This window comes from Mycolicibacterium vulneris (genome assembly GCF_002104765.1).
In the GTDB taxonomy this organism is placed as follows: domain Bacteria; phylum Actinomycetota; class Actinomycetes; order Mycobacteriales; family Mycobacteriaceae; genus Mycobacterium; species Mycobacterium vulneris.
This window is the reverse complement of the sequence record NZ_NCXM01000009.1, coordinates 94,961-114,705: the sequence shown is the minus strand read 5'-3', so window position 1 is coordinate 114,705 and position 19,745 is coordinate 94,961. Positions and strand designations below refer to the sequence as shown.

General features: G+C 63.8%; 14 protein-coding genes. 9 read left to right on the top strand and 5 right to left on the bottom strand.

Annotated features, from left to right (window positions below; genetic code table 11):
* The first annotated feature begins 6 nt into the window (after positions 1–6).
* The 9 genes from B8W69_RS10825 (at position 7) to B8W69_RS10790 (ending at position 11,944) form a co-directional block, all read left to right on the top strand.
* A complete protein-coding gene (locus B8W69_RS10825; RefSeq protein WP_085289821.1) occupies positions 7–1,470 on the top strand; it encodes an oligosaccharide flippase family protein in 1,464 nt (487 codons plus the stop codon).
* Positions 1,467–3,491, top strand: coding sequence for a glycosyltransferase (locus tag B8W69_RS10820; RefSeq protein WP_085289820.1), 2,025 nt, complete (start codon positions 1,467–1,469; stop codon positions 3,489–3,491). Before B8W69_RS10825 ends, B8W69_RS10820 begins: the two co-directional genes overlap by 4 nt.
* A gap of 105 nt (positions 3,492–3,596) precedes the next feature.
* The gene (locus B8W69_RS10815; protein WP_133057991.1) at positions 3,597–5,759 is read left to right on the top strand and encodes a hypothetical protein; all 2,163 of its coding nucleotides are present in this window, start codon (positions 3,597–3,599) and stop codon (positions 5,757–5,759) included.
* A 93-nt stretch (positions 5,760–5,852) separates the two neighbouring features.
* Complete coding sequence (locus tag B8W69_RS10810) at positions 5,853–7,256, top strand: tyrosine-protein kinase domain-containing protein (protein WP_085289818.1); 1,404 nt, start codon at positions 5,853–5,855, stop codon at positions 7,254–7,256.
* The gene (locus B8W69_RS10805; RefSeq protein ID WP_085289817.1) at positions 7,253–8,782 is read left to right on the top strand and encodes an O-antigen ligase family protein; all 1,530 of its coding nucleotides are present in this window, start codon (positions 7,253–7,255) and stop codon (positions 8,780–8,782) included. The genes B8W69_RS10810 and B8W69_RS10805 overlap by 4 nt, the downstream gene beginning before the upstream one ends.
* Before the next feature lie 238 nt (positions 8,783–9,020).
* A complete protein-coding gene (locus tag B8W69_RS10800) occupies positions 9,021–9,674 on the top strand; it encodes a class I SAM-dependent methyltransferase (protein ID WP_085289816.1) in 654 nt (217 codons plus the stop codon).
* A 263-nt stretch (positions 9,675–9,937) separates the two neighbouring features.
* Positions 9,938–10,696, top strand: coding sequence for a WecB/TagA/CpsF family glycosyltransferase (locus B8W69_RS10795; RefSeq protein ID WP_165762588.1), 759 nt, complete (start codon positions 9,938–9,940; stop codon positions 10,694–10,696).
* 16 nt (positions 10,697–10,712) lie between these two features.
* Positions 10,713–10,850, top strand: coding sequence for a hypothetical protein (locus tag B8W69_RS30570; protein ID WP_165762587.1), 138 nt, complete (start codon positions 10,713–10,715; stop codon positions 10,848–10,850).
* An 80-nt stretch (positions 10,851–10,930) separates the two neighbouring features.
* Positions 10,931–11,944, top strand: coding sequence for a glycosyltransferase family 4 protein (locus B8W69_RS10790; RefSeq protein ID WP_133057990.1), 1,014 nt, complete (start codon positions 10,931–10,933; stop codon positions 11,942–11,944).
* A gap of 10 nt (positions 11,945–11,954) precedes the next feature.
* Here B8W69_RS10790 and B8W69_RS10785 read toward each other — a convergent pair whose 3' ends face one another.
* The 5 genes from B8W69_RS10785 to B8W69_RS10765 form a co-directional block, all read right to left on the bottom strand.
* Positions 11,955–13,022 carry a polysaccharide deacetylase family protein gene (locus tag B8W69_RS10785; RefSeq protein ID WP_085289813.1) on the bottom strand — a complete coding sequence of 356 codons (1,068 nt, stop codon included), beginning with the start codon at positions 13,020–13,022 and terminating at the stop codon, positions 11,955–11,957.
* Positions 13,023–13,107: 85 nt separating this feature from the next.
* A complete protein-coding gene (locus B8W69_RS10780; protein ID WP_181447370.1) occupies positions 13,108–14,151 on the bottom strand; it encodes a glycosyltransferase family 4 protein in 1,044 nt (347 codons plus the stop codon).
* A gap of 31 nt (positions 14,152–14,182) precedes the next feature.
* Positions 14,183–15,868, bottom strand: coding sequence for a hypothetical protein (locus B8W69_RS10775; RefSeq protein WP_085289812.1), 1,686 nt, complete (start codon positions 15,866–15,868; stop codon positions 14,183–14,185).
* 12 nt (positions 15,869–15,880) lie between these two features.
* Positions 15,881–17,746 (bottom strand): putative bifunctional diguanylate cyclase/phosphodiesterase, encoded by a 1,866-nt coding sequence (locus B8W69_RS10770; protein ID WP_085289811.1) that lies wholly within the window; start codon positions 17,744–17,746, stop codon positions 15,881–15,883.
* 197 nt (positions 17,747–17,943) lie between these two features.
* On the bottom strand, positions 17,944–19,617 hold the full coding sequence (locus B8W69_RS10765; RefSeq protein ID WP_085289887.1) for a hypothetical protein: 1,674 nt from the start codon (positions 19,615–19,617) through the stop codon (positions 17,944–17,946).
* Positions 19,618–19,745: the final 128 nt, after the last annotated feature.

The following is a 19,745-nucleotide window of genomic DNA, read 5'->3' as shown; positions in this document are numbered from 1 at the left end:
ACGCCTATGACAAACCCGTTGGCCGACGTTGCGGGCCCGCGGTCGGTCCCGCTGTCGCAGATCGCCCACGCCTACGCTATCCAGCTGACCTGCCGGGCATTTGGGATGCTGGCTTCGGTCGTTTCCGTGGCGATGACGGCCCGGTACCTGGGTCCCGGCCTCTATGGCCAATTCACCATCGCGGTCGTCTTCATCGGGATGTGGCTCAGCCTGACAGATCTCGGCGTTGGAACCGTCATTGTGCGCCGTGTCACGTCCGACCCGGAAGGCCTCGAGCGGTTGGTTCGCGTCAATAGCGGTCTGTCACTACTGTATTGCGTGCCGCTGGCTGCTGCGGCGGCAATCTCCGGGCTCCTCATCTACCACGATCGCGACGTGCGGGTAATGCTCGTGGTGCTCTCCGGTCAGCTGCTGATGATGACAGTCACCAAACGGTTCGAGCCGGTCTTTGTTGCCACCGTACGCTTCTCCGCAGTGGCCATCTCCGACGTCGTCAGCCGGCTAGCCACCTTGGCCATGGTCGCTTATCTAGTGGCCACACGAGCTGAGGTCATATGGTTCGCCGTCGCCCAACTCATCCCGCCGGCTGTACAACTTCTGATACAGGGAACCGCGGCGGCCCAACGCATCTCGCTGCGCCCGATCTTCGCACCGCGAGAGGCGCTGGATCTGTTGCGGGAAAGCCTGCCGCTGATGGGCGTGCTGGTGATCGCGATCGTGTACTGGCGCGCGGACGGCGTGATCCTGTCATTGCTGAGCACCGATTCCGAGGTAGGCGTGTATGGGCTGGCGTACACGATCGCGTTCAACATCGAGGTCCTGTCAATCTTCTTCCTCAAGTCGACGCTATCGACCACCACCGAGCTGTTCTCCCGTGATATCGGCGCTTTCGCCGGCTTCCTGCGGCGCAGTGTCGAACTCATGTACTTCCTGGTGGTCCCAGTGGCCGCGATCGGTGCGTTGCTAGCCGGCCCCCTGGTCGAGTTCTTCGGCGACCGGGCTTTCGTCGAACGCGGGACGATGACGCTGAGTTTGCTGTTCGTCGCGGTAGCCCTGCGATGTGTCGCCGACGCTCTCGGTCAGGGCCTGTTCGCTGCCCACGAGCAGAAGTTCTTCTTCCGGATGTGGCTGTTCACACTGCTTCTCAACATCGCGCTGAATCTCGCTCTAGCCGGAAAGTTCGGCGCTGTGGGCACCGGTGTCACGTTGGTGTGCACGGAGATATTCAGCATGGTGAGCTCCAGCTGGTGGCTGCGACGCCGATGCGGCTACCGCACGCCGCTGAGGTTCCTGTTCCGGGTGTTTGTACCGACGGCCGCCAGCGCCGGGACGGTGCTGTTGCTATCAGGCCACCAAGTGGTTCTCGTTCTGGGCGTTGCCGCTGTCGTTTACTTGGCCGTCAACATGGCGATCGGGCCCGTCAGCTGGCCGATGTTGACCTCGCTCACCCGCAAAAAGATGCCGGCATGACCCGCGAAAGGGACCGGGCATACTTGAAACGCCCGATCGGTGGGACAGCCACGTTGCCGACCGAGCGCCCCCTTGCGGTACTGATCGTGACTGACAAGAGCCATGACCTGGTCGAGAGGTGTTTGGCCAGCGTCGCCAAGCAATTACCTGAACTGCCCGTCTTTGTCTACGAGAACAGCGGAGCACGCTATCCCGGTCGTCATGAACTTGCGGCCCGGTACCCGGCAGCCCATTGGGTCCTAGGGCCGGTACCCGTCGGCATCGGCACGGCATTCAATGCGTTGGTGGCACACACACCAAGCGACTCCGATCTGCTCCTCTTGAGTCCCACTGCTGAGCTGCGCGGAGCGTTGACACGCACGAGAGAATTGCTGCGCCGGCCTGCAGTGGCAGCGGTGTCGCCGATGGCGTGCGCCTGGGGCGAGGCGGCCCCGCCTGGTCCGGCTGCGTGGGACGTCGCAGCACGCCGCCCCACGCTGTTGCGTGCGCTGATGGCGGCCACTGGGCACTCGAGTTCGCTACGCCGGACACCGATTTCGCCCCGATTTAGGCACCAACCCGTCGAATCACGCGGTGTCGATGGCTATCTCGACGGCGCCTGCCTGGCGATCAGCCGCGCCGCCTGGAACTCCATCGGCGGTTTCGACGAGGAATTCTTCGGATACGGCGGGGACATCGACTGGCAGATTCGTGCCCGCGCGGCGGGCTGGCGCACTTTGCTGGCCGACGAACTTGGCGTCGCTCGAGTTGATCCGGTGGCTGACTTCGGTGCGCTCGAAGTCGGCACAGTGCCCGATGGAGACTTTTCGACCGACGAACGCCGTCGTGTTGCCGACTTGTTGCGCGCCAATGCCGCCCTCGTACTCGAGCATCAAAACAGCGTCCACCATGGGGATATATATCTCTTTGGAACAACGCTTTTGGACAGACTGCAGCCCGCGAAGCGCGCTGCCCGTCGGACGGCACGACGAAGCCGAGGTAAAAATCTGCCGGCGATCGTGATCGTCACTAACCGCCTGGTGTACGGCGGAGCCGAGCGGCAGAAGGCGCTGCTGGCAGCAGAATTGGCTCACCGCGGCCACTCGGTGACCATCGTCTGCGCGCAACGGTTCGGCCCGCTGATCGAGGAGATTCCGCACAGCGTGCGGGTGGTGCGTCAACCATGGTGGGCGCCTACCGTCGATCTACCCCTAGGCCCAGCGGTATTGATCAGCGGCGACACCAACACGGAGACGGGTTTTGGCACGCTGTGGAGGGCCGCTGGCCGCGATCGGCGCTGGCTGGTCGCTCCGCACACCCCGCCAGACGAGGATCGACCGATCTATTCGCGACCGCTCGCCGCCGCAATGTCCCGAGCAGATGGATTTATTGTTCTGGCGCAACGCCATTGGGACATGCTCGTCGCACACCATCGGTTGACTGGACGACACTTCGTGGCTCCCAACGGCGTCACCACGGAGGCCCAACCCAGCCAGCGGATCCGCCAGGACGGCGCTCCAGTGCATTTGGTGATGCTTTCGCGGATCGTAGAGCACAAGAACCCCCACCTCCTGGTCGATGCGCTCGGTGACCTGACGGAATTTTCATGGACTCTATCGATATTCGGCGACGGTCCCGACCGGGCGAAACTCGAGGATCGGACCCCCACCGCGTTACGCGACCGGGTTCATTGGCGTGGCTGGTCCCCCGGTCCCGGGCATGCGCTGGCCGAGGCTGATCTGTTGTGCCTGCCCAGCCGCTCCGAGGCGTTCCCTTTGGTAATTCTCGAGGCCATGGCCCGGGCGATACCGGTTGCCGCGTCGGCGATCTGCGCAGTCCCAGAAATGCTCGAATTCGGAAAGGCAGGCTTCCTCGTCGAGCAGGTGACGGTGCAGGAATGGCGAAATCGCTTGGCCGAGATCCTGGCGGATCCCACCGCACTGCCCTCGGTTGGACTGCGTGGCTTCGAGCGCATGCGTAAGCATTACACGGTGGAAGCGATGACTGACGCCTACCTCGACGCGATTGACGCAATACGGTGAGGAGGCCTGATGCTCAGCGTCGCGGACCGCTAGGCATGCCCGTGCCAAATCGAGCACACACCGAAACTTTCGTCGTCAGCGACCGATATTAAGACGGTTTGCCCTATGCCGACCGAGTTTTCGAGAGGAATTGAGATCAACGACAAGCAGGTTCGCCAGCCGCGTGCACAGGGCCGAAAAATACTGGGACAGCGCGCGGAAACACGGTGTGACGGTGAGGATCGATCCGGCGACGGCACTCGTCGACGATCCCGTGCCTTTTTTATCCCGCAACGCCCTGAAGAGAGGCCGAACGGGCGTGGTCCAACTGGCTACAATGCAGCGATGAAATGGAGCCGCTCGCACCGGCTTAAAGCGTTTGCCGGGGTCATCGCGCTGCTGGTCTTGGCGGCCCCGCCCGCGGCGGCGGACCCGGTCGGCGGTGGCGGGGCCATCATCGAAGCTCCGACCATTCCGCTGCCCAATCTGGGCGCACAGAGCACGATCGAGTTCTATCCGCACCGCGAACTTTCCGTCACTGGTCTGACGTTTGCGGTCCCCGCGGGATTGAATCCAATCTCGTTGAACGCGACGCTCGAAATCCCAGTCAATCTACGGTTCGGCAACCTTACGGTCACACAGGACGACCGCACGATCACCCGGATGGAGTTACCGTCCAAGGACCAGACTCAGATGGTGATTCCCCTTGCAGGAACAAAGGTCACCGGTAAGTCGGTTAGTCTCACCCTGACGGCGACGGTACTGCCGCTGGAGAATTACTGCTGGGATCCCCTGTCCCCGATACGGCTTGTCAACGGATCAATTGCGTTCGCCGGCGCGGAAGTCGCACCGAAGACCGTCGCCGACTTCCTCCCCCCGGTGCTCCGCAAGCTGACCATCTGGCTGCCGCCCAAGCCTACGCAGCAGGAATCCGACGCGGCGGTGCAAATGGCCGCGGCGCTGGAAGATCGCTACAGCGGCCAGAATCCGCAAGTGGTCGTCGAAGCCCTCTACGACCGCGGGGCCACCGTGGTAGACCCGTCCCTACCTTTGGAACGGCAGATCATCATCAAAGAGGGCCCAGATAAGGGCCTTTCGCTGCAGGGCGACGCAGGAGTTCCCGCGCTGCTCATCTCGGGCCCTGGTGACGAGCTCACCAACCAAACGCGCCTACTTACGGATCCCTCATTGCGATTCGCGCTCGGCCCTACCACGAGCGCCGGCCCGCTTCCGAACAAGCAGAAGCTGGCCAGCGACACCACCACCCTTGAACAACTGAATCAGACCGGACTCAGCGCGGAGGATCTGTGGCCTGACGTGGGAATCAGCCTGGACCAGACGCGATGGGGTCATTCGCTCGACCACATCAGAGTGCACCTGATCGGCTCGCACACACCCCTTCCAAACAATTTCGGCGGTGAAGTGGTCGCCTCGGTCGCCGGGCAGACGGTTAACAGATGGCCGGCCGAAGCAAACGGCACGATCGATCGCTGGGTGGACATTCCGGATCGGGCACTGACTCGTTCCACCAGCCTCTCGATCAAGGTGCATACCACCGGGGATGCGGGTCATTGCGGCGAGTACCTTCCGATAACCCTGAAGATCGACCCCAAGACCGAGGTCCAGACTGGCCGAGCCAATCCGCCTATCCCGAAAGGCTTTCCGTCCATTCCGCAGTCACTGATGCCACGCATTCAAATCGGCATCACCGACGACGCATTCAACGACACCGTGCGCGCAGTCCAGATCATGGTGGGCCTACAACAGCTGAGCGCGGTGCCGTTGGCGACCAAGGTGGTCAGCCTCAAGCAGGCCATCGACAGCCGTGACCCGGCAATCCTGATTTCTGCCGGAGCTTGGCCGGTCCAGACGATCGCGCTGCCCTTCAACGCAGAGCAGGGCAGCATCACGATCGACGGTTTGGACGCCGGGGGCGAGTCCATCACGCTCGCCCTCGATCCATCGATCCACTTCGGTTCGCTGCAGACCGCGTTTGACGGTCATCGCTCGCTTCTGATCGCTACCTCCAACGGAGCGCCCGGGCAACTCGATGAATTGCTGCGGTGGTTGTCCGCTGAGCAGGGCCGCTGGTTCGGGTTGGACGGACGACAGATCATCTCGGTCCCGGGCAGTGAACCAATCACCGTGGCCAATCCGCCCACCGACATCGCTGCGCAACCGCCGAAGCACGAGGACGACCACACGTGGATGCTGTGGGTCGCCGGCGCTTGGGCCGCGGTTGCCGCTGCAGGTGGCGGCGTGCTTGTGTACCGCCACCGCAGAACATAGTCGAGTCAGCGAATCGCCGATGAGACGCGACGACCAATTCAAACGCGCTATAGGTAACAAATGGCTGGGTAGGGCATAGAGAGGTATCACTCGATGGATTTCCGCACCTTCGCCCGGACGATTACAGTTCGCTGGAAGCTGTTCGCCGCTGCGTTGTTGGCTTGTCTGGCCGGCGCCGCGGCTGTCACGGCGTTTCAGACGAGGAACTACGAGTCGTCGGCCAGCGTGCTCATCTCCTTCCCTGGGCAGACGGATCCAACCCAGCTGTACTACGGGACGCAGGCCGTGCAAGATCGGCTGTCGTCGTACGCGGCGATTGCCGGCGGACGCGCCGTGGCACAGCGTGCGGTCGCACATTACGACCTCCCGATCAGTGCCGACGCCCTAGCCGGCAAGACTCGCGTCCAGTACGTGCCGAAATCAATGCTGTTCACGATCGTCGTCACCGACACGGACGCGAATCGCAGCGCCGTACTGACCAAAGCGGTGGCCGATGAATTCGTCACGCTCGTCGGATCACTCGGCGGAACTCCGAAGGGAGCGCCCCCGCAGCAGAACGACGACCCACCGCCAGTGCAAACGCAGCAACCCGAGACGATCTTGGCCCGGGCGACGGTCGTGGAGCCGGCCGCCGTGCCACGTCATCCGAAGAGTCCGGTGCCCGTACGCAACATGGCCCTGGGACTGGTGGCCGGGGTGATCCTCGGAGTGGGCGTGGCGTTGGCCCGCGAGGCCACCGATCACACGGTGCGAGATCGCCAGCAGCTGGAACGGCTTTCCAAGCTGCCGACATTGGCTGAGCTGCCGGGAAACCGCGGCACCGCACCGCGATTCGGCACCGACGTCTCATCCGATGATGCGGTCCGAGGTCTGCGGGCACGTCTACTCAGAGCGGCCGGACCCGGAGCACGCCTGGTGGTGCTGACGGCACCGTTCGGCGGCGAGGGAACCACGACCACGGCGCTGAACCTGGCGAAGGCGTCCGCCGAATCTGGCGAAGGCGTTCTGCTCGTCGAGGGCGATACCCGTCGACCGGTGATTGCCGGTTTGCTGAAGGTGGAATCGGGCGAAGGACTTGCCAGCGCGCTGGCCAACCCCGCAACCGCGGTCAAAGTCGTCAAGCCGACACCGATTGCCAAGCTCTTCGTGCTTGCGCCGCGCGCCGCCCGCCGTGGGACCCTGCCCTGCAGCGCGTATCTGCCGGACGCGCTGGAGAACGCGATGCGGGAGCTATCCGCTAAGTTTGACCGAACGGTGATCGACGCGCCACCGGTGCTGGGGACGGCCGATGCCAGCATGCTGAGCGGCGCTGCGCACGCCACCGTGTTGGTCATCCGGGCAGGCCGCACCACCGAGGCAGAACTCGCCGACGCGTTGACCGAGCTGGACGCGGCCGGTGCCCGCATCATCGGCACGGTGCTGACCGACGCCCGCCTGTCCCGGCACGCCAAGGCTTCCTACCGGACCTACCGAACGAAACTCCGCGGCTCAACGTGATCTACTACCTGCGGAAACGCCATCGCTTGGTGCTGGCCACCGGGGTCGTGTCGCTTTTTCTTTTTGGATGCTTCGCCTTCGGCGTCGCATCGGTGCGTGACCCCTACGTAGGTGTCGTCCTAGTGGGCATGATGTTCGGCCTGGTCGTCTACTGGGCCAGACCAGAGGCAATGGCATGGATCGCATTGTTTTACACGTTCGGCGCGCTGCCCATCGGTTTGTATGTCGGGAAAGTCATTGGCCCGGTAGCGATTTACGTCTGGCACGTTGCTCTGTTATCGGCGATTTTCTATTTGATCCAGCTGGTCAGGCCGCGGTTCTCCGATTTCTGGTTGCCGGGCATGTTCGTGTTGACCGTCGTGTTGTATACCGGGATCGGGTTCGCGGCCGGATACGCCCCCGAGGTAATACTCCACGAAGCGACATCCCTATTCGAAATGGTCGCCGGATACCTGCTGGCACTGTTGATCGTGCACGGCGACTACCTTAAGGGAGCGGCGCGCACGCTCATCCTGACACTGTGGTTTTCGGCGGCGATGGCGGTGGTGAGTTCGTCGTCGGGTTTGCGCCTGACCGGCCGTTTCGAGACCATCGGCGAATCGAGCTTTGGCGGCTCGATCATTCGCTTGATCGTCCCCACCACCGCGCCGGCCATCGCGGTGCTCGCCGCCCTGGTCGCCGCTCAGATCCTCGGCCGAGTCAGGCTCGCGACGTACTTCACTATGGGCACGCCCGCACTGGTCATTTCGCTGCTGTCCTTCTCCCGCGGCACGCTGATCGCGATCGCCGCGGCCGCCGTCGTTGCGTTCTTCGCCAACCCTGGCTGGCGAGCGCTGCTCCGCTCGGCGACATTTTTTGTCAGCAGCGCGGCGCTGTTAGCCGTGATGGTGCCGGTCGCGCTGTTCCTGCTGCAGCACTCGAGCGTCGGGGCATGGCTAGGCGGTCAGTTCGCCGGCTTCACTCACCGGGTGCTCGGCGGCGTCACGGCGAGCTCGCTCGCCGTAGACGAATCGACGCAATACAGGCTGGACGAAAATGCCGCTCTCACCCGTGCCATTGCCAAAGCGCCTGTGTTCGGCCACGGAATGGGTGCCGCCTATCGCCTGCCCTTCGGGGACGAGGGATCGGGGAACGACGCGTTCGGGTTTGACCAATTCACCGCGCTACTGGGCACCACTTACGCACACAACTTCTATCTCTGGTGGCTCGTCAAAGCCGGCGCGCTGGGCATGGCAGCTTTCGCGCTATTTGCGCTAACCCCGGTCGTCCGGGCGTTGCGCTGCGCGGCGAAGCCCGCGAAGATCAGCGCCGCCGTCAGCGTCGGCTTCCTGGTTTTAGCCATCGTCGGTCCAAACATCGAAGACACCCCCGACTCCGTGGTGTTCGGCATGCTGCTGGGATTAGCGATGGGTTTCGCCAACGTGGGACGTGGACAGCCGGGCGAATCCAGCAGAGCGGACCCCAGCGAAGGCAATGTCGAGAGCGGCGTGGCGGCCGAGCCGATGTCCGTAGCGATGCCCGAGTGAATTCTGACCGGCCGCGATTCAGCCGCGCATGGGCGGTCCGCCTCCGGCCGGCGCTGCTGGAAGATGCCATAAGGCAGGAAGAGAGTTTTGGCGGCACCGAGTCGGGGACACAGATATTTCCGCGCCAGCGGTTAACCTTCTAACACCTGGTGGGCGGGACGGCACATGTGACCCGAGCGTTGTGGCAGATCCCCACCGCGCGGTGCGGGCTGGACCTCAAGAGTGGATGTGTACCTGGATGTCTGACTGGCTGCGGGACGCCGCGACCGACGTCGATTCGAGACGATCATTGTCTGGTCGCGCCCGCGCACGGCGCTGGCGACATCTGATCGATACCTTTCCCTCTTTCTCGGAAATGCGAGTGCTCGACCTGGGTGGAACGCCGGAGTCGTGGCGGCTCGCATCCGTGCGGCCCAAGTCGGTGACAACGGTAAACCGAGCATCGCTGGAGTCGTGGACCCCGGACATAACGGCGATCCAGGGAGATGCGTGCGATCCACCGAAATCAGTTGCGAGTGCTCACTTCGACCTTGTGTTCTCCAATTCGCTGCTCGAACATGTGGGCGGTCACGTACAGCGTCAACGACTGGCTGACAATGTCCACGCCCTCGCCGACCGGCATTGGATACAGACGCCGTACCGTTATTTTCCGATCGAACCGCACTGGCTCTTTCCTGGCATGCAATGGCTGCCGTACGAGGCCCGCGTCCAGATATCGCTGCGCTGGAATCGTGGCCATATTCGGACGCACACCCGCGAAGAAGCACAGGAACAAGTCGATGAGATCGAGCTGATCGGTATTTCGCAGATGCGTCGATACTTCCCGTCATCGATCATCTGGCACGAGCGATTCGCCGGATTGATCAAATCAGTGGTTGCCGTCCGAACGTGACGCTGCGTGGCCGTCGGCGCGCGGACTCCGGCCAATCGTCGCAATTCGCATTTTCGTCTTCAAATCGTGCATCCACCAGGTATTGTCGCGTTTCATGCGGGCGTTCAGTTTGATCTCGCCTTTCTACCAGACCTCCCTCACGGGAACATCGGGCACGCGGTTCGCCAGGCCCAGGGTGGTTCAGTCCGCTTGCCCGAGTCGGCTACGCGATGGAGGCAGCGCGGTCGGCACGATCGGGCCGCCCCAAGTGCGGACGGACAAAGATGGACTCGAAAGTAATTAACAAGATCATCGATAACATCACACCGGTCAAGAACGGTGAAGAAGCAGAAGCGTTGATCCGCAAGTGCCTTGCGTCGAAGTCAACGCAGATCATTTCTTTTCTGAATGCACATGGCTTCAACCTCTGCTGCCGGGAAGAAGAGTTCGCCGATGCCATACTGCAATCCGACATTATCTTGCGCGACGGCATCGGTATGCAATTGCTTTTCAAGGCGCTCAAAGCCGACGCCGGGGTGAACATGAACGGTACCGACGCCATACCGCAACTGCTAGATCACGCGAAGGGCGAGACTCTCGGCGTCCTGGGCACCCGGGAGCCTTACCTCTCAGAGGCGGCGGAATCACTCAAACGGCGCGGGCACGACGTGATCGTTTGCGAAAACGGATTCAAAGACAAAAAGTCCTATCTGGAAATAATCGAATGCTATAAACCCAGAATAGTCCTCCTGGGCATGGGGATGCCAAAACAGGAGCTGGTCGCTTCGTACCTTAAAGCGAATACGACCTATAACCCGATACTTATCAATGGCGGCGCCATTATCGACTTTATCGGCAATAAAGTAAAAAGGGCGCCATGGTGGTTGCGCGCGATCCACGCGGAATGGGTATTTCGCTTACTGAACGAACCAAAGCGGTTGTTCAAGAGATACACGATCGGAAACCTCGCGTTCCTGATCCGTATACGCGCCGTACGCGAAACGTATCTGCAGATGCCAGGCAGAGAGAATCTGGCCGTTTGAGTTATTACTGCTTCGCGTGGCTGCCCCATTGTCCCTGGCAGCGGACGAGCTCCGAGACATCCACAGCCGCAAGCTCGGGGTCAGGTCGATGATCGCGGTTTTGATCGAATTGCTCTCCGCGGCCGCCAACTTGCCATCGGCGGCCGGCGGGTGACGCCATCGGAGCCGGTTCGCCATCCCGTCCGGGTCCTGACGATCGGGAACGCGCCAGCCGGTCCCAACAGCCGCGGTGGCATGGCGACAGTGATCCAGTTGTTGACTGAGGACAACGATTCTCGATTCCGCGTCCGCTTGATTCCCACCTATGTCGACGCCTCCATTACGACGCGGCTTTGGACGGCAATCTCGGGCGCCCTCAAGGCATGCGCGCTGCTGGTGTTCGGGTTCGCCGACGTACTGCATGTTCACTATTCATGGCGCGGCAGCATTGCTCGCAAGTCTGTACCGTTGTTCGTCGCGCGGCTATGCGGGGTCCCGACAATCATTCATGGCCATAGCACGCAGTTCTTCCCATGGTTCGACGAGCTGCCGCCGCTGCTGCGCCGGGCAGTACGCGCAGCGCTGCGCGCCGACTACTCGGTGGTGCTCGGACAATCCCATGTCAAAGAATCCTGCGCGAGTCTCGGATTCGATGAAGCCAACACCCGGGTCCTCTACAACCCGGTGGTGATGCCCGCCGTCGCCCCGGCGCCGCGCACTGGGCAGCCTCTGCGGATCGTGTCGTTGGGCAGATTGGGCGCCAACAAGGGAAGCTACGATCTGGTTCGCGCAATCGGCATGCTGCGCAACGAAATCCAGACCGATCTGCGCTTCACGCTGGCCTGTGACGGAGAAGTGGATCAGGTGCGCGCGTTCGTCCGGGCCAACGCGCTCGACGACATCATCGACGTCGTCGGCTGGGTCGGCTCCGCCCGCCGCGACCAGTTACTGGCCGAATCGGCCATCTTCGTGTTGCCCAGCTACAGCGAGGGGCTTCCGATGGCGGTGCTGGAGGCGATGGCCAACGGGGTAGTTCCGGTAGCTACTGCGGTGGGCGCGATTCCGGAGGTGGTCACTGACGGGGTCCACGGTGTGCTGGTCAAACCCGGCGACACCGGCGAGCTGGCGGCGGCGATGCAGTCCCTCATCGTCGATGCCGGGTTGCGCGGCCGCCTCGCCGCCGCCGCCTACGCGCGCGCCGCCGCCTTCGACGTCGTTCGATGGCGGGATGCACTGCACGACTTGTGGCTCATCGCTGCGTCCCGCTGACACGGACTGCTCAACCCACACGGGTCATCGCACGGCTGCCGCCATAGCGGTGTGGCAGGCCGCCGGAGACCATCAACCGGAAATAGTCGAATGACGAATCGCCGCCCACCGCCAACCGCGGCAGCGCCATCGGGTCGCAGCGACGATCGGCGAATCCCGCCGCGGTCGACAACGCCCAGCGCACCCCGTGACCGACCAGGACGGCCTTGGCGCGGACGTCGAAGTCCTGGAGCCGCCCGTTAGGGTAAGCGAAAACTGTTGGCGCTCGGCCTGTCTCACGTTCCAACACCGCGCACGACTCGTTGATCTCCTGTGCGACCTTGTTGTCGCTGCAGCGCGAGAGGATCGGGTGGGTCACCGTGTGCGGGTAAAGCGTCACCAGACCATCACTGACGATCTCGCGCGCTTCGTCCCAGGACAGCATCCGGAACGGGCCAGCGTCGCCGCCGTCGCGGTAGTCCAGTGCGTCGAGGACGTTATCCAATACCGCGATTCGTTGCGCGTCGGGCAGGTCTTTCAACCGCTCAACCGCAGCTGCGTACACCTTGCCGCGGTTGGCCTCACCGTCAAGCGAACGAGCGCCCAGCCCCAGCGCGCCCATATCGAGTTCGTCTACGGTGGTGCGTGCGATCGCCAGCCAAAGCCGGTCGGGCCACAGGGTTTCGCCGCTGCCCATCGGGCCCGTTGCCAAAAACACCGCGGCGGGCAGTTTCAGAGCGCGCAACACCGGAACCGCGTTCGTGGCGAGGTTGCGGGTGCCGTCGTCGAAGGTGATCGCCACCGCGCGCGGCGGAAGCGTCCCCGCGGCGAGGCAATCGAGGGCCTCCTCGAGCGGAAGAACGTGAAAGTGCTTGCGCAGGTAGGCCAATTGACGGCGGTACAGCGCCGCGTCGAGCACATGCCAACAGGCCGGCGACAACGCTTTGTCTTCCACACCGTGGAACATCACGATGGCGAGCCGGTCGCGGTGTCGGAGCCGGGCCAACGCCGGTACCCCCGCCGCGCACAGCAGTTTGGCTGCGACGTTCTTGATAGTCGCGCGGGTGGTGGGCGGCACGAGCTCGGTCAGTCTTGCCATCAACTGTGGAACTCTAGCCGCTCCTCACGGGCCTGGCTCTACAGCCGTGATCGTGTTGCCAGCCCAACGGACGCGGGTTGCCCGGTCAGCGTCGATCTGCAAGCACTTCGGTAAGCACTCCCAGCAAGGGATCCACAACGCGCTCGACGGCGCAGCGTTGCTCGTAATGTCGCGCCGCCGCGGCCCCGTGAAGCGCGGCGAGGGACGGATCGGCCAGCTGGTCGAATGCGGCTGCGAGCCCGGCGACGTCGTCAACGCCGATCGCCGGGCAGCCTCGCGGTTGATACTCGGGCAGACCACCGGCGGTGGAGACGATCGGTGTGACGCCAAGCTGCATCGACAGCACCTGAACACCGCTTTGCGAAGCGCGCCGATAGTGGGCGATCGAACCTTTCGCCGCGGCCATCGTGGCGACGACGTCGGAGTACCGGTACCTGCCGGCTAGCCACCGGGTGTGTTCAGGAAGGGTTCGTCCCTCAAGCGGCCCGTCGCCGATGAACACCAGATCGTCTCCGCGCCAGCCACCGCCCATGACGTGCTGCTGCCATGCCTCGAGTACTCGCTCGAGGTTCTTGTACGGGTTGAGGCGGCCGACCATCACGAAGTCACGACGTCCGTTGGGGCCGACCAGCGGAGGAAGTAACTTCGGGTCGAGATCGCTGGTGAGGGGCAGCACATGCAACCTGCTCCCACTGACGTCACGCCGGGTGGCGACGGCGGTTGCAACGTAATCACTGTACGTCACGGTCGCCGCCGAGTGGGCGCCCCAACGGTCGAATACGGCCCGCTCATACGCGGGCCGTTCTTCGGCGGGGTCATGGGGTTGGTCGTCGTGCACCAGCTGGACGCGGGGAGCCCGTCCGGCCAACGCGATCCAACGCGGGTCGCGGACCAGCTCGGCGATGACGACGTGGGGCCGAAACTCGCGGACGCGGTGCCAGGCCGCGAAGCTTGCGGGCCAGGTTGCAGCCGTGCGAAACCGCGGATCGAGCACCAACTCGTAATCGCGGGGGGCGCCGGACTCCGGGTGCAGATCGGAGGTCACCAGCATCACGTCGGCGCCCCGGCGATTCAGCGCTTCGGCCTGGACCCGCGCCAACGGCCGCATCCACGGCGACAGCCACAACACTCGAAGGCTCGCCGGCATGGACTGAGACACATCATTTACCGTTGGCAGGGATCAGTGTGTCACGTGGGATGTCAAGCGTCGCAATAGAATACAGCCCGGAGCTATCACGGCCGTCGCGCGCTAAGTTCATGGGCGGATAATTCACCACGTGTGATGCATCCGGCTTGTGCTGTTGCCATTCCACTGTTGCGCGAAGCGTGTAGTGCCCCGGCGCCAACCCGTTCAAATCGACGTGAATTGTCTCCGTGGCCGATGTCGCCACCGCCTGGTCACGCGACTGGCTTGTGTCGCTGGATACCAGCATTTTCAGGTTGACCGCCGCCGGAAGCGAACGGACCACCGCTCCGGAGAAATCCACCAGCTTGTAGCCAGATACCCAATTCTCGACGGTGGCCGCGGAGCCGTAGTTGGTCCATACCGCCACGATGCTCGCCACCTTGCCCTCTATCGACTGCGATCCCTTCCGCGATTCGACGGAGTACCGGTAACCGGCCGAGGTATTGGCCTGTGCCCACAGCAGATACAACTTAGGGTCCATCGCCACACTCGAGTCTCGATCCGCGAAATTGACGCTCGACGTCATCGCGACGTGATATCTGACGACGTCGTGTAGCGCTTTTTCGTAGTAGGACCGAGGGTCGGTTCCGGCGTCCAACTGGCACCACTCGGTGATCACGAGCGCTGAGGCCATCCGTTGCTTGATCGCGGTTACGACCGAGTCGTTGGACCGTACGTACTGAGAGTCGTTGGACTCGGCCCACGTCGGCAGCGGCGAGTACATCCCGAGGCAATCGGAGCGAATGCCTACCGGCGCTGACAGCTGCTTCGTGACGTCGTCGGCAAGCAACTCCCGGACGATCTCCGGATTGTCCGGTGCAGTTACCAATTGTGTATGGGGGAAGGCGCTTACGTTCGCTGCGACGAGCCGGCCGATGGACGCCTTGGTGATGCTCTGGTCCCGAAACTGGTTGTAATACCCCAGTTTCGTGATGCTCTCGTCAGGCGCCGGACCCGGCGCGCCTAACGAGTCGCGCAGATACGCGATGTGGTTTTCGCTGAAATCCCCGTAACCGGAAAACTCGAACACGCTGAGCCGCTCGTCGCGGTCATAGCGGCGACCGAGCGCACCCAGCAACTGCTCGAACGCATGCAGATAGTTGGGGTCGTTCCAATTGGGCACAACCTGCGTCACCCCCGCTCCGGGGCCGTTCGGCGACCCGGGAAAGCTAGTGGTGGTGCCAGGAACGGCATGCACCCATTCCGGCACCCCGATGTTGGTGTTGTTCGGATACGTGGTGTCACAGCACGAGTTGTAGGCATAGACGCGAAGCGTCATCCGCATATTGCGCTCAGCCGATTTCGCCAGCGCATCGTCGATCACGCTGAAGTCGAACTTAAGATCGTCACGAGCATTGGGCGGCAACGTGCGCGGATCGGTGGGCTGTATCTGCCGCCACGAGAGGCGCAGGCTGGCGTCGTAGGACGCCGGCCAAGCCGGATACCGCTGTTGTGCGGGATTGCCTTGTGGGAAAAGCGGTTGCAGGAGGTCCTCGTACTGGCCGCGCAACGGGTTGGGGATCTCCTGGGTGTTAGACGGTAAGGCCGGGCTGACTATCGCGCTCAACGAACCGGTTTGCTGCTGACCGCCACATCCGTTGAGTAACAATATCGCGAACATCGCAAAGGCCACTGCCCTCTTGCTAATTTTTCGGACCATTATGGTCTAAGGTTAGAGCGAACCCAGCGACGATGACTCGCGATCGGCCAGAAACGGCATCGGCATCCAGCGCGCGGACAGCAACGCTTCCATCGCATCACCGGGGAGCGGGCGCGACAACAGGAAGCCCTGCGCCCGGTGGCAGCCGTGTTGCATCAAAGTCACTGCGGCAGCGGGTGTCTCGATGCCTTCGGCGACCACTTCCAGGCCGAACGCCTCGGCCAGCCCGATGATCGCGCGGACGATGGCCAGGTCACCGGCGTTGGCGCCCACGTCACGCACGAACCCGGCATCGATCTTGAGCATGTCCACCGGAAGGGACTTCAGGTGGGACAGAACGGCGTAACCGGTGCCGAAGTCGTCGATGGCGATCTGCACCCCCACTTCCTTGAGCTCCGACAAGGTCTTTCGCGTGGTGTCGATGTCGTGCACCACCGCGCGCTCGGTGATCTCCAGGCACACCGACTCGGCATCGATGCCGAACTCGCCGATGGTGTCGGCGACACTTTCCACGAAACCGCGGCTGATCAGCTGAATGGGCGAGACGTTGATGCGCAGCATGGCGCCCTGCCCGACGCCGTTGGCCCGCCACCCGCTGAACTCGGCGCAGGCGCTGCGCATCACCCACCGGCCCAATTCCGCGGCCAGGTTGGTCGATTCGGCGACACCGATGAACGCGTCGGGCAACAGCAGTCCCCACACCGGATGCCGCCACCGCACCAGCGCCTCGGCGCCGACGATGGCGCCGGTCCACAGGTCGACCTCGGGCAGGTAGTGCAGGATCAAACCTTCGCTTTCGATGTCGCCCTGCAGGTGCAGCTCGATGTCGTTGCGGAAGGCGCGTTTCAGCGACATGTCGTCGGTGGACACCGCGGTCTGGTTGCCGCCGGCGCGCTTGGCCGTCAGCACGGCCTCATCGGCTCGCCGGAGCAGGTCGGCGCAGTTGTCGGTGCCGGGCGTGCCCACCGCCAGCCCGATGCTGACGGTCCGGCTGATCACGTGGCCGCCGATGGTGAGGCGGTCGCACAACATCGCCGACAGGCGCCGCGCGAACGCCTCGGCGTCCTCCGAGGACATCGGCTCATGCGGGATGACCACGAACTCGTCGCCGCCCACCCGGGCGATCATGCTCTGGCTTCCCGCGCACTCCTCGATGCGTTGCGCGAACATCCTGATGAACCAGTCACCCGCGGAGTGGCCGAGGTAATCGTTGATCGGCTTGAGCCGGTCGAGATCGAGGTAGAAGACCGCGACGGGCCCGGGGCCGCCGGCCGCGAGCCGTTCGGTCAGATGCGCGACCAGCGCTCGACGGTTGTAGACGCCGGTCAGGTCGTCGTGTTCGGCGAGATAGCGGAGCCGTTCCTCGGCGGCGATGCGGGCCTGCAGCTGAGCGAACAGGGCGGCGACCGCCTCGAGCGTGTTGATCTCCTCTTGCTTCCACTTGCGGGCGCCGAACTTGACGAACCCGAGCACACCGGTGGTCGCATCGCCGGACACCAGCGGCGCGACGGCCAGCGACGGCGACACCTGCGACTTGCCCTGGTTCAGCGAGCGGCGAATCCAGCCGTTGGGCTGATCGGGCCGGGTCACCACCGGCTTCCGGTCGCGCTCGCACTGGGCGAGCACCGACTCGGCGCCGTCCGACTCGAGATCGGCCACCGGATCCGGATCGGCGCCATCGGTGCGGCGTGGCCACTCGGCCACCAGCACCGAGGCCGGGGCGTCCTGGGCGTGGTGGCGCAGGAAGCTGGCGTCCACATCGAACTGCTCGACGAGCTGCTCGAGAACCTTTTCGCTGACCCGGGTCGCGGTGGACGCCGTGGCCTCCATCAACTGGGTGGCGACGGAGGTGACCACCAGGTCCAGGCTGCGTGGCACGGGTCCTCCGATACGGGCACACTCGGCGACCCTTCCGAATACCCATCGAAGGGGTCCGATAGTTCGCTCGGTTGTTTGCTGGTCGAACTTCGAACCGCGCGGCGACGCGGCCGAAATCCGTCTGGAAACGGTATCACGCACGGCCCAGTCGATCAGGACTTACGACAAGGTGCCGGCGGGCGCCGCGAAGCGACGGATCACTGACCGTTTGCTGAGGCCGCGTCGCTCGGAATGTCAAGTGTGGCAATCGGGTACAGCCCGGAGCCGTCGCGGCCGTCCCGCGCCAGCGCCATCGGGGCGTAGTTCACCACGTGCGAGGCGCCCGGGATGTGCTGTTGCCATTCGACCGAGGCGCGCAGCGTGTAGTGACCGGGTGCCAGTCCGGCGACGTCCACGTGCACCGACTCGCTGGCCGACTCCGCCACCGGCTCCTCACGCGACTGGCTGGATTCGTCGTGCAACAACGTCTTGAGGTTGACGGTCGCCGGCAGGCTGCGAACCACCGCGCCCGAGAAGTCCACCAGCTTGTAGCCGGGCACCCAGCGCTCGGTGGCCGCCGCCGAGCCGTAATTGGTCCAGTCGACCGAGATCGTCGCCACCTTGCCCTGGATCGATTGCGATCCCGGCTGCGCCTCGACCGAATACCGGTAGCCGGCAGAGATATTGGCCTGGCTCCACAACTGAAACAGCTTGGGGTCCATCGCCGACGTCGCATCGCGGTCCGGGAAATCGGCGCTCGACGTCATCGACACGTGATACCGGATGACGTCGTGCAGGCCCTTCTCGTAATACGACCGGGCATCCGCTCCGCTCGGCAATCGGCACCACTGGCTGATCACCAGCGCGGTCATCAGCCGCTGCTTGATCGCGTTGACCACCGCGTCGTTGGATCGCACGTAGTACGAGTCGTTGGCCTCGGCCCATTCCGGCAGGGGGGCCTGCACCCCGAGGCAGTCGGCGCGGATACCGACCGGTGCCGCCAACTTTTTGGTGACGTCGTCGGCGAACAGCTGGCGGACGATCTCCGGATTCTGCGGAGCCACCACCAGCTGGGTGCGCGGGAAGGCGTTGGTGTTGGCCGCGACCAGCTGCGCGATGGAGGCCTTGGTGATGCTCTGGTCACGGAACTGGCTGTAATAGCCCAGCTTCACCACGCTGTCGTCGGGGGTGGGGCCCGGCGCACTCAGCGAATCACGCACGTACGCGAGCTGGTTCTGGCCGAAGTCCCCGTACCCGGAGAACTCGAACACGGACAGGCGCTCGTCACCGTCGTAGCGGCGGCCGAGCGCGGCCAGCAGCTGGCCGACGCCGTTGAGGTAGTCGGGGTCGTTGAAGTTCGGCACCACCTGGGTCACGCCCGGGGCGGAACCGTTCGGCGGCGCGGGATAGCTGGCGGCCGACGGGCGCAGCCAATCCGGAATCGCGATGTTGGTGTTGTCGGCGTAGGAGTCGTTGCAGCAGGACTTGTAGACGTACACGCCCAGGGTCAGGCGCATGTTGCGGCTGCCGAGCTTGGCCAGCGCGTCGTCGATGGCGCTGAAATCGAACTTGCGGTCATCAGGTGCGTCCGGGGGCAGCGTGCGCGGGTCGACGGGCTGCAACTGCCGCCACGAGACGCGCAGGCTGGCGTCGTACGACGCCGGCCAGGCGGAGTATCGCTGCTGCGCCGAATTGCCTTGCGGGAATAGCGGATTCAGCATTTCCTCGTACTGGCCGCGCAGCGGGTTGGGTATCTCCTGCACGGTAGGCGGGATGGCTGGGCTGACCATCGCCGACAGCGGCCCGGGGTCGCTCTTATCGCCGCAGCCGCTGAGCACCACCGCCGCGCACACGACAGCGGCCAGCGCACGTTTCCTCAATGAGCACAACATGGTCACCGCGTCAGATCGCGCCCGACCTCAACGGCGCGCGGCCGCTCGAAGAAATGGTCATCGTCAAGGTTGCTTCTCCCCGTGCACACCGATGCGCACTGAAGTGGCCCCACATTTCGCGGGTTTGT

Bases quoted from the DNA above. Each gene is read 5' to 3' on its own strand.
- B8W69_RS10825 (WP_085289821.1), top strand. From the start codon at position 7: ATGACAAACCCGTTGGCCGACGTTGCGGGCCCGCGGTCGGTCCCGCTG.
- B8W69_RS10820 (WP_085289820.1), top strand. From the start codon at position 1,467: ATGACCCGCGAAAGGGACCGGGCATACTTGAAACGCCCGATCGGTGGG.
- B8W69_RS10815 (WP_133057991.1), top strand. From the start codon at position 3,597: ATGCCGACCGAGTTTTCGAGAGGAATTGAGATCAACGACAAGCAGGTT.
- B8W69_RS10810 (WP_085289818.1), top strand. From the start codon at position 5,853: ATGGATTTCCGCACCTTCGCCCGGACGATTACAGTTCGCTGGAAGCTG.
- B8W69_RS10800 (WP_085289816.1), top strand. From the start codon at position 9,021: ATGTCTGACTGGCTGCGGGACGCCGCGACCGACGTCGATTCGAGACGA.
- B8W69_RS10795 (WP_165762588.1), top strand. From the start codon at position 9,938: ATGGACTCGAAAGTAATTAACAAGATCATCGATAACATCACACCGGTC.
- B8W69_RS10790 (WP_133057990.1), top strand. From the start codon at position 10,931: ATGGCGACAGTGATCCAGTTGTTGACTGAGGACAACGATTCTCGATTC.
- B8W69_RS10785 (WP_085289813.1), bottom strand. From the start codon at position 13,022: ATGGCAAGACTGACCGAGCTCGTGCCGCCCACCACCCGCGCGACTATC.
- B8W69_RS10775 (WP_085289812.1), bottom strand. From the start codon at position 15,868: ATGGTCCGAAAAATTAGCAAGAGGGCAGTGGCCTTTGCGATGTTCGCG.
- B8W69_RS10765 (WP_085289887.1), bottom strand. From the start codon at position 19,617: ATGTTGTGCTCATTGAGGAAACGTGCGCTGGCCGCTGTCGTGTGCGCG.